This is a genomic window from Euryarchaeota archaeon (genome assembly GCA_016207515.1).
Taxonomy (GTDB): domain Archaea; phylum Thermoplasmatota; class SW-10-69-26; order JACQPN01; family JACQPN01; genus JACQPN01.
Map to the genome: position 1 here is coordinate 1 of JACQPN010000012.1, position 12,587 is coordinate 12,587.

Genomic DNA, 12,587 nt, shown 5'->3' on the forward strand with positions numbered 1-12,587 from the left:
GCGCCAACAGGCGCACGGTCCCATCCCCCCTTGCGGGTAAGTGCAATTTCCGCTAGGGGGCGGGGCCCCTTTCACGTCACCGAACCGAATCCGGGGGTTCTAAAAGCGAACCTCGGGGAATTTCCCTAAGTTGACAGTCTCCCCTGTTCCGGGGCCCCACGTGGCCTATCCGTTTGCTTCGCCCCGGGCCGCCACCTTCACCTTCGCGGGCCTTATGACCTTGCCGTGGAGCGTCCACCCCTTCTCGAACTCCTGGATGACGACGCCGGGCTCGAAGCTCATCGTCTCCTCGCGCATGACCGCCTCGTGTAGGTTCGGGTCGAACCTCGCCCCTTCGGCCTCGATGCGTTCCACTCCTTCCCGGGCGAGAAGGTTCCGGAATTGCTTCAGGATCAGTCCGATGCCTTCGTGCAGGCTGTCGTTTCCAGAACTGGCCTCGACTGCCCGCTCGAAATTCGCGAGTATGTCGACGACATCGAGGATGAGTTTCTCATTGGCGAAGCGTTGGTTCTCCGCCTTCTCCTTCGCCGATCGTTTCCGATAGTTCTCGAAATCGGCCTGGAGCCGCACGAGACTCGTTTGCAACTCCTCGACGCGCCTCGTCTCGTTTTCGAGGCGCTTTCGCAACGATTCCAACTCTTCCTTCCCGCGGCCCGCCTTCGCCTTCGAAGACGGCGATGTCTCCTTGCCCTGGGCCTTTCCATGGGCGGCCGTCTTCGCGTGTCCGGCCTCGACGGGCCTCGGCGCGGGTTCTTCCTTGCGGGTCACATCGCGGCTAGGGCGCGCCTTCGGGAAGAATCTTGCGCCCAATGTTAAGAAGCCCGAACCTCTTGCCTCGCCGTGGCTTCCCCCGAGAGGAACCTGTCAAGGCGGATACGCGCGGTGTTTCGCCGCCTGCACCGCCATTATGGCCCCCAGTCGTGGTGGCCGGCCCGAACGCCGTTCGAAGTGATGGCGGGCGCGATACTCACCCAGAACACCGCTTGGACCAACGTGGAGCGCTCCATTTCGAATCTTCGGGCAGAGCGCGCTCTCACCCCATCCGCCATCGCGAAGTCGGACGTGCGGCGGCTGAAGCACCTCATCCGACCAAGCGGCTTCTACAACCAGAAGGCGCCACGGCTCCAAGGGCTCGCGCGCTTCCTCATCGACGCCGGCGGCGTGCCTTCGCTGAAGAAACGCCCGACCGACGACCTCCGCGCCGATCTCCTTTCTCTCGACGGCGTCGGTCCTGAGACCGCAGATTCCATCCTCCTCTACGCTCTTCGAAAAGACACGTTCGTCGTCGACGCGTACACGCGTCGGATATTCGGGCGGTTGGGCCTCGAAATCGGCGACCATTATGAGGAAGTGAGGGGGAATTTCAAGGCGGCGGTCGGCGCCGACGTCCGCACATCCTCGGAATACCACGCTCTCCTGGTCGTCCATGCCAAACGCCATTGCCGGGCCAAGCCCCTATGCGACTCCTGCCCACTCGCGCGTTCCTGCGCGTACTACGCGACCCACCGCAACGCTATTCCCCGGGCTGCTCCTATTCGATGACAGGTGTTCGGCGAACTCTGCGTCCGTTGCAAGGGGACCCGCGGGCTCTGTGGGATCCATCCATGCCCACTCCTTGAAAAGGTCCGCGCCCAGATGCCGGCCCGCCCCTTCATCGGGAAGGAGTTGCGCGGGCCTTCCCCGCCAGCCGTCTTCGTGGGCCACGAGGGATACCCGAAGCTCAGTATCGGGCCCCTCATCTCCGCTCCCCTGGAGGGCGTCACGGTCGGCCTTGACGATCCTACGACGTGGTCGGGGCTTTCGATGGATTCAGTGATCGCGATGCGCTCGTCCCTTCTTCGAAGCAAACGCGCGTACCGCGTGACGGACGCCCGCGACCCAAAGGGAATGTTGGAGACGTCGCAGCTTCTCGCGATGTCCATAAGACCCGTCGAGACCGAGGTCGTGACACGGAAACATTACCACCTCGAACCCCAGGCGAGCGTCGACCCGTTCGCCGCCCCGATGGGACCGTCCGTACAGGCGGAGAGCGCAGTCCTCATCGACAAGCCCGTGATACCTCGCCGCGTCGATGCGCTCACGTCGGACGTCCATGCGAGCGCCCGGACGGCGATCGGCGAGCTTTACAGGAGCGGCGTCACGTCCTACCAGAACCAAAGGCTCCTCTCGATAGGGCTTCTCGGGGAGGAGAGGCGACGAAAACTCGTGCCCACGAGATGGTCTATCACCGCCGTCGACGACATGCTGGGGCTCGAGCTCATCGAGAAGGCGAAGGGATCCCAGGAAATCGGCCGGGTCGAGTACAGGACGGCGACCCTCTACGGCAACCACTTCCACGTGCTCCTCATCCCGCGGTCGTGGAGTTACGCGCTCCTTGAAGCATGGCACCAGGGTTCGCTTTGGGCGAGCGAGAACATCGTCACCGAGGACCATGAAGCCTACGATGGGCGCACGGGGTATGCGGAAAACACTGCCGGCGCTTACTATGCCGCGAGGCTCTCCGTCCTCGAACACCTCGTCGCGAGGCAAAGGCAGGCGACGGTTCTCATCTATCGGGAGATCACCGAGGAGTACTGGGCCCCGCTTGGCGTCTGGGTGATCCGCGAAGGCGTGCGAAACGCCATGACGACAAACCCGCTCTTCTTCGATTCAGCCGCGGCCGCGATGGCGCACGTGTCCACGACGGCACGGTTCAAGGACTGGCACCGGAGAAGCCCATTCGTCACCAACCTCCTGAGACAGAAACGGCTCGATGACTTCAATGCTTGACGGGGCGGTCCCCTAGAAGCGTGGCGGTTGTTGCGGTTCCGCGACGATCGTCGGTCGCGTCACCGGCGGCGGCCCCTGGCCAAAATAGTGTTTCACGTGCGGCCGCAGGAAATACCAGATGATGACGCCGTTCAGGATGAGCCCGAACACGCCGGCCCCGGCCGACGCGCGGATGGTCACCAGATTGTAAACGATACCGATCGCCTGGAAGGCGATGGTGACTATCCACGCCCACCCCCTGCCCTTCCAAAGCCCCCATCCAAGCCCCGCGTATGCAAGGCCCAAGAGCAACAAAACGACGCCAAGCGCCCCGCCGATCGCTTGGAACAATTGGGGGTCCGTGTCGGGCCCAAGGAAGCGTTCCGCGGCCGCGCCGAGGACGAGGAAGACGAGGCCTGCAAAGAGAAGAAGCCCACCCCCGATGCCGTCGAGAACCGCCAGGATAGTCACGCCCAGGGGACGCGTTTTCGTCTCGGGCAACCCACCGGGCCCGATCATCCAGGGCTCTGACTTCGGGATGTACGACGGTTGCTGGCCTCCATAAGGCGCTTGGCCTCCGACCGGTGGTTGAGGCACGTAAGTTGCGTTGCTCCCCGTCGCCGTCGGCCCGAGCGGCTTCAGTAGTTTTCCACATTGGACGCAGAAGACGTTGGCGGCCACGTTGGCGGTCCCGCATGACGCGCATCGCACCTCGGCCGCTGGCTTGCCGGGAACGGGAGGCGCACGGATTTGGTCAGTGAGCGACCTTCCGCACGCGACGCAGTAGTTGTTCGCGTCCTGGTTCGGGGTCGAACACGTCGGGCATCGCACGGTCATGGCAGGTCAAGGCCATGGCGTGGACAGGCATCAAGTTTGGCCACTCGGCGACGCGACGATGCCGGAAAAGATTCATGGGCGGTACGTCAGGTCCGGACGCGACATGCTGCAACCCAGTGTGGGACCGCGTGTAGGACGAAGGCGTCCACTCTCCGTGGTGGAACCGGCGCTCACCGAAGGAGACGCGTGGCCTCGGATAGGGGCACCTGCATCGCCGGGTCCACGGCCTGCCCGAAGAAGCGCTTCACGGGGGGTCGCAAGAGGTACCATATGGTCACCGCGTTGATCAAGAGAAAGGGGAACGTGAAACCGAAGGTGATGGTAATCGTAACGGCGTTGTAGAAGGCCCAAAGCGTTTGCAGGATCAAAGCCACGGTCCACGCCCATCCCCGCCCTGTGAAGGTCCCCCAAGCGAGGAGCATATACACGACTCCCAGGAAGAACAGCAACCCGCCAAGGGCGGCTCCATACGAGGGCACGAACACGGCTCCGGCTTCGGGCGCGAAGAACTGCTCGGCAGCGTTCCCGTACCCCATGAACATCGACCCGAACACGACGAAGAGCGCCCCGGTGATCAGCTCCACGCCGGCGAGCACCGCGACTCCTGGCGGGCGCCGCGGTTTTGCCGTCGAGCGCGGCTTGCCGATCATCCAAGGCTCGATTGGCGCCGTGAACCGGGTCTGTCGCCCACCGAGCGCATTTTCTGGGCCGCCAGAGACAGGTGGCCCGGCGTAGCCGGTTGCCGTGAGTGTCGAAGACCCTGCGAGCGGTCGGCCGCAAGCGGCGCAAAAGGCGGTGGCCGCGCCGCTCGTCAAACCGCAACCGGCGCATCGGACGCTCATGGTCGAGACGAGAGGATGTGGTGGGCGCCTTTCAACCTTGGCCCCGAGATCGCGTTACCGCGGCGTCAAGGCGTGGTGGGCGTTGCCATCGGCGCCGGCGCCTTGCCATAGAATGCCTTGATCGCCGGTTGCCAGAGGTACCAAAGGATGGCCGCGTCTATCACGATCCCGATGATGTTGAAGCCGACGACACTGATGACCAGACCCAAGGCCGTCAAGCCGAACGTGACGGTCCACGCCCACGGCTTGCCCGTCCAGAGGCCCCATGTCGCGACCGCGTAGAGGAGGCCCCATACGAGAAGGAAGCCGCCAAGAAGACCGCCCAATGCGCCGAGGATCCCGCCGCCGGTGCCGCCTGCGACACTCGCGAGGAGGGAACCCCCGATCACAAGTGCGAGTCCGCCAAGGATGAGAAACAGCGCGGATATCCCCGCGAGGATGCTCAAGATCGTAATGCCCGTAGGTCTTGCCATCGGTGTCGTCGCCAAGTATGAAACCCCAGGCCAAGACGGCCGCGCTCGGTATTTCTCCGTTCTGATTGGCGCAACGCCGCCGACTTCAGGCCTTCTGGGCCGTAAGGAGCGCTTCCCTCATCGCGGCGGCAGTCTGGAATCTGTCGCCGGCCGCCTTCGACAAAGCCGTCCTCACGACACCCTCGTATTGCCATGGTATCCCGTCGGCTGGCAGCCTCGGCAGGGCGTCTTGGATTGTCTGTCGCGCCTTGAAATCGGATTGCCCGTCGAGGGAGACGTAATGGTCGCCGGTGAGCATGCGATAAAGGATCGCGCCCATCGCGTAGATGTCCGTGCGCGTGTCCACCGGGTCGCCTCGCGCCTGCTCGGGGCTCATGTAAAGGACGGTGCCCGAAAGAGCCATCGTGCTCGCCGTAACCGTCGCGCTTCCCGCCTCAGGTTCGACCTGGGCGATTCCAAAGTCCGTGACCTTCGCTACACCGTTCGTCGTGAGGAGGACGTTCGCGGGCTTGAGGTCTCGATGCACGATCCCTGCCGCGTGAATCTGCTCAAGACCAGCGAGAACGTCGACACAAAGCCGCGATGCCTCTTCCGGCGTCAAGCGATTGCGCGCATCTAGCACGTCCTCAAGGCTCCCGCCTTGGACGTACTCCATGACGAGGACCGGCGGCTCTTCGTCCGTGATGACCTCGTAGACGCTCACGACGTTCGGGTGGTGGACGCGGGCGGCAAGGCGCGCCTCTTGGAGGAACCGCTTCTTGATCTTCTCGCCCCCGGCAAGCCACGATGTAAGGGGCTGCTTGAGGACGACCTTGCGGTCGAGGACCACGTCTTTGGCGAGCATCGCTTTGCCAAAACCCCCTGAGCCGAGTTCGCGTTCGATCTTGAAGCGGTCGCGATAGCTCTTCGTCTGGGCAACTGCCGGGGCAGCCACAGCGGCGTTCAAGGCGTACGGCGGCGCCGAATTCGTGGGGCGGGTCGTTGGGGGGTTCGCGGCCGATTCTGCCGCGGGAAGGGCGACGGTCACGTTCTTCGCCGTCGCAAAGAACGCTTTGACGTCCGGCCGCAGGAGATACCAGATGATCAAAGCGCCTGGCAAAGTCGAGACCACGATGTCTTCGAGACCAAGGTCGACAAGGCCGCCGACCGCGTAGAGACCTGCTACGAGGATCGCGATGCCTTGCGCCCATTGCCTTCCCTTCCACAGGCCGGCGGCTATGAAGTAGAAGGGAACGGCGAGGATCGCGAAAAGGACGGTAGCTGCGACACCGAGCCCGTTGGCGAAGGATCGGTAATCCGCTGGGAGGAGGCCTGAGATGAGGCCGAAGAATAGGAGGCTGCCGATGGCGAGGAGGGCGAAAACGGCGGCGGGGATGCCGTAAACCACCGCGAGGATGGTAACGCCCATCGGCCTCTCTTTCTGCGTCACATCCATCAAACAGCCGGTCCGTATTTCAAATCTAGCTGGGCTAGGGAATCCGTGGGTGGCCGGGACGTCGAAGGACCACGAACCATTATCGGGAAGCCCGCGGTTAGGACGCGGTGCGCTCGCGTATTTCGCTGCTCATCCCCGGCAGCCTCACGGAAGGCGTCGCTGACAAACGCGCGAAGACTTTGAAGATCGGCCAGATCGGTCGCGCGGCGGCGATATTCGGGGTCGAGGAGGTCGTGGTCTATGACGAGGCGTCGTTGAACGACGGCCGCTTCATCGAGAAGGTCCTAGCTTACCAAGCGACCGCGCCGTACTTGCGGAAGCGTCTTTTCGCGCTCTCCGAAGAATTGGAGTTCGCTGGCCTCTTGCCGCCGCTCAACACGCAAGCGCACCTCGCAGGACACCGAGCCACACCCGGGGAATATCGCGAGGCGGTAGGTGTGCGTGGCGGTGTCGAGGCTGGCCTCGAACGGGCCGCGAATCTTCGTGGCGCCGCGCCTTCAGGGCGGTTCTTTGTCAAGGTCGTGGAGGCGTCGTCCGTCGGCGTGATCGTCGAACAGGTTCCGTCAGGGGAATGGGCCGGCTTCACGACGAGGCGTGCAAAGGACTTGGGCGAGGCCTTGTCTGGTTTCAAGCTGAAGATCGGAACGTCAAGACTCGGGCTCGATGTACGCGAAGGGTTCAAGGATTTCCCGGCCGGGCGCACCGCCATCGCCTTCGGACCCCCTTCGAAAGGATTGGAGGAGATCTTGACCACAGAAAGGCGCGACCTCTCGACTTTCGACCTTTACCTGAACACAGTGCCTGGCCAGAGGACGCAGACGGTTCGGACAGAAGAAGCGGTGCTCGCGACCCTCTCTGTTCTCAACCTTCACGCGCCGCGAGGATGACCGGAATCGTCAATGGGCGCGATCGGTCAATCGCTTCACGCGATCGCGGATCACGTCCGACGCCCTTTGAGCGTCCCCACGGGACACGTCGTGGTGCGTCACGGCCCTGATGAAAGTAGGGGTCCTCGGCGAGACAAGGACGCCGTCCTTACGGGCTTCGTCGACGAGGGCCTGCGAGGTGATCCCGGCCCCGGCCACGTCGAAGATCACTATGTTCGTGCGCTGGGGGTAGGCAAGTCGAAGGCCGGGAACGGATTCGATGCCCCGCGCAAGGACCGCCGCGTTCGCATGGTCGTCCGCGAGCCGACCGACCATCGTTTCGAGCGCAACGATCCCGGCCGCCGCGATGACGCCGGCTTGGCGCATCCCGCCACCGAACATCTTCCGGGTCTTGCGGGCGCGGCCGATGAACTCGGTGGTTCCACAAAGGAGCGAACCTACGGGTGCGCAAAGCCCCTTGGAGACGCAGAACATCACGGAGTCCGCCGGTGCCGCGAGCGTCTTCGCCTCCGTCTTGAGAGCGATCGCGGCGTTGAACAGCCTCGCGCCGTCGAGATGCAGGGGAATCTTCTGTGAGTGCGCGATCTCTGCCACTTGCTTCGTGTAATCGACCGCGAGCGGCGCGCCGCCGTGCCGGTTGTGCGTGTTCTCCAGGCTCACGAGGGTAGTCGGCGGATGGTGCTGCTCGTCCGGCCGGATCGCGGCCCTCAACTCGTCGAGGTCGAGCATCCCGAGCGTTCCCTTTAGCGGGCGGGCCTGTACGCCTGAAAGCTGCGACATCCCGCCGGCCTCGTAGTAGTAGAGGTGTGACTCGGCCTCCACTATCGCCTCCCCGAGACGTCTTGTGTGCGTGAATACGGCGACCTGGTTACCCATGGTGCCCGACGGCACGAAAACGGCCGCCTCCTTTCCGACCTTCGTGGCCGCGAGTTCCTCCAGACGTCTCACGGTCGGGTCTTCGCCCATGACGTCGTCGCCCACCTCTGCCGCGGCCATCGCCTCGCGCATCGCCTGGGTCGGTTTGGTCACCGTGTCCGAACGAAGGTCCATGGGCGACATCCATCGTGGCAAGGGGGGTGCACCTTAATGAAAATTGGGCGTGGCCCGCGTCGCCCTCGTCTCGCGCGTCACTTTTTCGGGCGCGGAAGCTCTTCCTCGACGACGACGAGCCTCATGGTCCCGGAAACGGCGGTTTTCTCGACGTAAGGAAGAAGAGATAGTAGCGATGCGGCGAGGCTAGTGTCCCTCTGGGCCTGGGTCTTCGACGGCGGCACGTCGAGGAAACCCGTCGTCATGAGGCGCTGCCACTCGAGTTTCACGTCGTCGCGTCGAAGCGTCAAGCGGGCCGTACGCGATGCGGGCCATTGGAGCGTGACGGTGGGATACTCCACGATCAAGACCTTGTGCTTCGACCCGTCATGCATGTCCGTGATGGATCCCTCGATCTTGCAGCGACGCCGCATCGTTCCCCAGGCGGTCGCGAAATCGGCCCGATCAAGGTACCCTACTTTCTTCGGCGAGCATTCGGGGCATTGGAGCGCGATCCGTTTATGTTCACAGAATAGAGAGGCGGCCACGTTGACACTCCGCGATTGATATGATGTCCTTATCTTTCTTTGCGTAGCGGTCCTTCCCTTCCGCCCAAGATATGTTTCCAGGGGGGTCGGAAAAAGCTGAAATAGGGGCTCCCCGATTGGGCGGCGCTTCCACAGGAGGCGATTGAGCATGGGACTCTTCGACAAAGTTATCGGAACGACCAATGAGAAGTTGAACGACAAGGAAGGCTTCGCCGGCATCGCCTTGTGCGCTGTCGCGGCAGATGGCGTCATCACGGAGGAAGAGGCGTTGGGCCTTGGCACGACCATGAATCGAATGAAGCTCTTCCGGGGCCTCAACCAGCGCCAGATGAACGACATCTTCGGCAAGCTCGTCCGTGTCGTCAAGAGCCAGGGTGTGGACAACCTCATGAAACACTCCGCCGAGGCCGTCCCCGCCGACCTCAAGCCCACCGCGTTCGCGGTCGCCGCGGACCTCCTCTTTGCCGACGGCGAAGTGGCACCGGCCGAGCAGAAATTCCTTGAGAAGATCCAGTACTCGTTGGGAGTGCCGGACGACCTCGCGTTGAAGGTCGTCGAAGTCATCGCGTTGAAGAACAAGGGTTGAACCCCGAGCGTTTGGGAAGTCGGCCGCGGGGTGCTTCATCGCGCTCCGCCCGCCCCTTCTTTCTTTCCCATCCTTCTTTCCCGTCATTCTCTCCGATCCCTCTTTCGCCCACACGATTAAGATAACCTCGTAAGTTCCCTTGTCGTGGCCGGCGGTCGACTTCTTTTTTTCCTGGGGCTTCTCGCCGCTATCGCCGGGATGATGGTCATCGCGGTGACATTCGCGTTCCAGACGGCCCCTTCGATCGCGCCGGTCGCGCCGACGCTTCTCACGACGGGGATCATGGTGGCAGTGGCCGGTGTGGCGTTCGTCCTCTTGGGCCGCATGTCGGGTTGAGCCCGGTTCCGCGGCGGCGGTGTCGCTCCTGATAATCATGTAGACCACAATCTACATATAATCATGTAGATGTACATCGACACAATGGCTTCAGCAAGGACCGAGACCCCGTTGGAACGTCGGCTCGAACGCCTTACGGGCGAAGATCCCAAGTGCTGCACCGAAGATCTCCAAGCGATCGTCGAAGCGGCCAGCGCCGCCCCCGGGTTCGCCCGCGCCCTCTTGCACGCGAAGGCGATGGCCGACGAAAAGCGGTTGCAAACCCTTTCGCTCCTGAAACGCCGAGGCGAGCTATGCGGTTGCGAGATCCAAGCGGCGCTCGGTCTTACGCACGCAACCGTGAGCCACCACATGGCGTGTCTTGAGACCGCGGGTCTTGTGACCCCGGAAAGGCGCGGCAAATGGACGTACTATCGGTTGACCAAAGAGGCCAGGACGTTGGTCCCTTAGAAGAGGAGGTGAAGACATGGACGGAAACAAAGAACCCTGCTGCGAGATGTGCTGCCGTTGCTGTTGAACGACATGAACGCGCGTCAAGCGCTCCCCACGGACCTCGCGGCGGTGCAGGCACTGCTGGCGGCGGAAGGCCTTGAAGCGGAATTCAAGTACCACGAATTCGTCGTGATGGAGGCGAAGGGAGAGATCCTCGCCTGCGCCCGCTTGAAGCCTTTGCCAGATGGGACGTTGGAGCTCGCAAGTGTCGCCGTCGCCAAGGAGTGGCGAGGCATGGGTCTTGGCGAACGGATCGTGGCCGCGGTGCTCAAGCGCGCGAACGCTCCCGTCTATGCTTTGGCCCTTGCGCCCGGATTCTTTGCGAAACAAGGTTTTCGGTACCTCGAATCCGTTCCGGTCTCGCTCAAGCGCAAGGCGGAGCTCCACTGCGCGTCGAAAGGGTTCGTCCCTATGGTCTGGCGCGCCGCCTCATCATAGGACGAGCCGCTTCTCCTCTTTCACACTGTTCAGTACCAGTTGCGTGTTCGTCCGCTCCACATTGTCCAGCGAGAGGATCTCCTTGATGAAATCGTTCAATTCGTCCCTGTCTTTGAAGCGCGCCAAGATCATCGAATCCCATTCGCCGGTGACGTCGTAGACGCCGAAGACGCGGGGGTTGCGGGCGATCTTCCCTTGGACCTCCAAGAGTTTCCCGTGCGCGATACGGACGCCCACAATGACGACGAGATCGAACCCGATGACGTTGGGGTTGATCACGGGAACGTAGCCGGTGACGACTCCCGCTTCATGGAGCCTCTTGATGCGGTTGCTCACGGTCGACAGCGCTATGTCGAGTTCGCGTGCAATGTCCCGGTACGATTTACGGGCATTCTTGTTTAGGCTGCGTACGATTTTCAAGTCCAGTTCGTCAAGGATGAACGACAATTATATCGCCAGGCGGTCAATAGTATCCAACTTCATATGTTTTCCGGTCAAACGTATTGAACGTTTGGGGTGGAATCGCGGCATGCGCGAGGGCCCGGCAACAAGGATGCCGTGTGCGGGAGATCGAATCGCGCGATCCCGCGCACGAGAACGGTCGCATACCCGACTTCGCCCGTCGGCCGTTCTCTTCCAAGGTGAAGAAACGGACAACCGCGCGCCGCCCAGTCATTATCCGGTTCGATTTTCTCTTAATGACTGTTTTCCATCAAAATAAACGGTCGTTTGACTGTTTTTTCGGTGAGAGAATCAATTCCAGAAAGGTTTATTATCTATTTTCCATACATGGTGATTGCCCATTGGGGGGCCCACGCATGACCTTGCAAGCAGAATACATCTGGATGGACGGCGCAACGCCCACGCAACAGCTTCGAAGCAAGACCAAGATCCTCGACGTCGACCACGTGGAATCGTTGACGGACATCCCGGAATGGGGGTACGACGGATCGAGCACCGGCCAAGCACCGGGGGACAAGTCGGATTGCGTTCTTACTCCGGTCTCGTTCTTCAAGGACCCGATCCGCGGCGAACCGAACGTATTGGTCATGTGCGAAGTGATGAATGCCGACGGGACCCCTCACGTCACGAACACGCGCTCCAAGCTTCGCGCCGTCGCAGAGAAGACGGCGAAGACGGAACCGTGGTTCGGCATCGAACAGGAGTACACGCTCTGGCGGGGCGCGAAGCCCCTGGGTTGGCCGGAGAACGGTTTCCCTGCACCCCAATTCGGATACTATTGTGGCATCGGGGCCGACGAGGTTTTCGGCCGTGCGCTCGTCGAACGGCACACGAAGGCCTGCATCGAAGCGGGGCTCAAGATCAGTGGAACGAACGCCGAGGTCATGCCCGCCCAATGGGAATTCCAGATCGGGCCCGTAGGTCCATTGGAGGTCGCCGACCAGTTGTGGGTCGCAAGGTGGCTCCTCTACCGCCTCGGCGAGGACCTTGACATCAGCGCCACGTTGTACCCGAAGCCCGTGAAAGGGGACTGGAATGGAACAGGCGCACACACGAACTTCAGCACCAAGGACATGCGCGCGGCCGGCGGCATGAAGTACATCGAACAAGCGTGCCTCGCCCTGGAGAAAGCGCACGCGAAGCACATCGCGGAATACGGGGCTCACAACGAGGAACGGTTGACCGGTCGACACGAGACGGCGCCGATCACCGAATTCCGTTGGGGCATCTCGGACCGTGGGGCGTCAGTGCGGATTCCCCTGGCGACTTCCAAGAAGGGCGCGGGCTACCTTGAGGACCGGCGCCCCGCGGCCAATATGGACCCATATCGCGTGACCAGGCTCCTCCTTGAAACGGTTGTTCTTGGCGTGCCGCCGGAGACCGGCGTCTCCGACCCGACGTACGGGGTCAACGTTGGCATCGTGCCAAAACGCAAGACCGGCGGACACGGACACTGACCGTCCGCGTCCGATGG

16 protein-coding genes are annotated in these 12,587 nt (G+C 62.4%); 8 read left to right on the forward strand and 8 right to left on the reverse strand.

The features are described 5' to 3' along the window. Positions 1-165: 165 nt before the first annotated feature. Positions 166-768, reverse strand: coding sequence for a nucleotide exchange factor GrpE (gene grpE, locus HY556_05150; protein MBI4393173.1), 603 nt, complete (start codon positions 766-768; stop codon positions 166-168). 183 nt (positions 769-951) lie between these two features. On the opposite strand from grpE, the gene HY556_05155 reads away from it, so the two are divergent. Then, complete coding sequence (locus tag HY556_05155; GenBank protein MBI4393174.1) at positions 952-1,542, forward strand: endonuclease; 591 nt, start codon at positions 952-954, stop codon at positions 1,540-1,542. Between the two features lie 3 nt (positions 1,543-1,545). Beyond that, complete coding sequence (locus HY556_05160; GenBank protein MBI4393175.1) at positions 1,546-2,769, forward strand: hypothetical protein; 1,224 nt, start codon at positions 1,546-1,548, stop codon at positions 2,767-2,769. 12 nt (positions 2,770-2,781) lie between these two features. Here HY556_05160 and HY556_05165 read toward each other — a convergent pair whose 3' ends face one another. From HY556_05165 to HY556_05180, 4 genes are all read right to left on the reverse strand, one after another. After that, positions 2,782-3,585 (reverse strand): zinc ribbon domain-containing protein, encoded by an 804-nt coding sequence (locus tag HY556_05165; protein ID MBI4393176.1) that lies wholly within the window; start codon positions 3,583-3,585, stop codon positions 2,782-2,784. A 170-nt stretch (positions 3,586-3,755) separates the two neighbouring features. Beyond that, positions 3,756-4,427, reverse strand: a complete 672-nt coding sequence (locus HY556_05170; GenBank protein ID MBI4393177.1) for a hypothetical protein — start codon at positions 4,425-4,427, stop codon at positions 3,756-3,758. 65 nt (positions 4,428-4,492) lie between these two features. After that, positions 4,493-4,900 carry a hypothetical protein gene (locus HY556_05175; GenBank protein ID MBI4393178.1) on the reverse strand — a complete coding sequence of 136 codons (408 nt, stop codon included), beginning with the start codon at positions 4,898-4,900 and terminating at the stop codon, positions 4,493-4,495. Positions 4,901-4,985: 85 nt separating this feature from the next. After that, complete coding sequence (locus tag HY556_05180; protein MBI4393179.1) at positions 4,986-6,329, reverse strand: protein kinase; 1,344 nt, start codon at positions 6,327-6,329, stop codon at positions 4,986-4,988. Between the two features lie 113 nt (positions 6,330-6,442). Between HY556_05180 and HY556_05185 the strand changes: the two genes are divergently transcribed. Beyond that, on the forward strand, positions 6,443-7,222 hold the full coding sequence (locus HY556_05185) for a methylase (protein ID MBI4393180.1): 780 nt from the start codon (positions 6,443-6,445) through the stop codon (positions 7,220-7,222). A 9-nt stretch (positions 7,223-7,231) separates the two neighbouring features. On the opposite strand, the gene ltaE is transcribed toward HY556_05185, so the two are convergent. Together ltaE and HY556_05195 are read right to left on the reverse strand one after the other, a co-directional pair. Next, on the reverse strand, positions 7,232-8,281 hold the full coding sequence (gene ltaE / locus HY556_05190) for a low-specificity L-threonine aldolase (GenBank protein ID MBI4393181.1): 1,050 nt from the start codon (positions 8,279-8,281) through the stop codon (positions 7,232-7,234). Positions 8,282-8,349: 68 nt separating this feature from the next. Continuing rightward, positions 8,350-8,799 (reverse strand): hypothetical protein, encoded by a 450-nt coding sequence (locus HY556_05195; protein MBI4393182.1) that lies wholly within the window; start codon positions 8,797-8,799, stop codon positions 8,350-8,352. Between the two features lie 148 nt (positions 8,800-8,947). Between HY556_05195 and HY556_05200 the strand changes: the two genes are divergently transcribed. The 4 genes from HY556_05200 to HY556_05215 all read left to right on the forward strand — a co-directional run bounded on the left by HY556_05200 (position 8,948) and on the right by HY556_05215 (position 10,651). Then, complete coding sequence (locus HY556_05200; GenBank protein MBI4393183.1) at positions 8,948-9,385, forward strand: tellurite resistance TerB family protein; 438 nt, start codon at positions 8,948-8,950, stop codon at positions 9,383-9,385. 144 nt (positions 9,386-9,529) lie between these two features. Beyond that, a complete protein-coding gene (locus tag HY556_05205; protein MBI4393184.1) occupies positions 9,530-9,721 on the forward strand; it encodes a hypothetical protein in 192 nt (63 codons plus the stop codon). Positions 9,722-9,958: 237 nt separating this feature from the next. Further along, positions 9,959-10,171: a helix-turn-helix transcriptional regulator gene (locus HY556_05210; GenBank protein MBI4393185.1), complete on the forward strand. Its 213-nt coding sequence runs from the start codon at positions 9,959-9,961 to the stop codon at positions 10,169-10,171. A gap of 57 nt (positions 10,172-10,228) precedes the next feature. Further along, entirely contained in the window at positions 10,229-10,651 is a 423-nt protein-coding gene (locus tag HY556_05215; protein MBI4393186.1) for a GNAT family N-acetyltransferase, read from the forward strand. Here HY556_05215 and HY556_05220 read toward each other — a convergent pair. Beyond that, positions 10,646-11,089, reverse strand: a complete 444-nt coding sequence (locus HY556_05220; protein MBI4393187.1) for an Lrp/AsnC family transcriptional regulator — start codon at positions 11,087-11,089, stop codon at positions 10,646-10,648. The genes HY556_05215 and HY556_05220 overlap by 6 nt on opposite strands. A 380-nt stretch (positions 11,090-11,469) precedes the next feature. Here HY556_05220 and HY556_05225 point away from each other — a divergent pair, with 380 nt between their 5' ends. Next, a complete protein-coding gene (locus HY556_05225) occupies positions 11,470-12,570 on the forward strand; it encodes a glutamine synthetase beta-grasp domain-containing protein (GenBank protein MBI4393188.1) in 1,101 nt (366 codons plus the stop codon). Positions 12,571-12,587 lie beyond the last annotated feature (17 nt).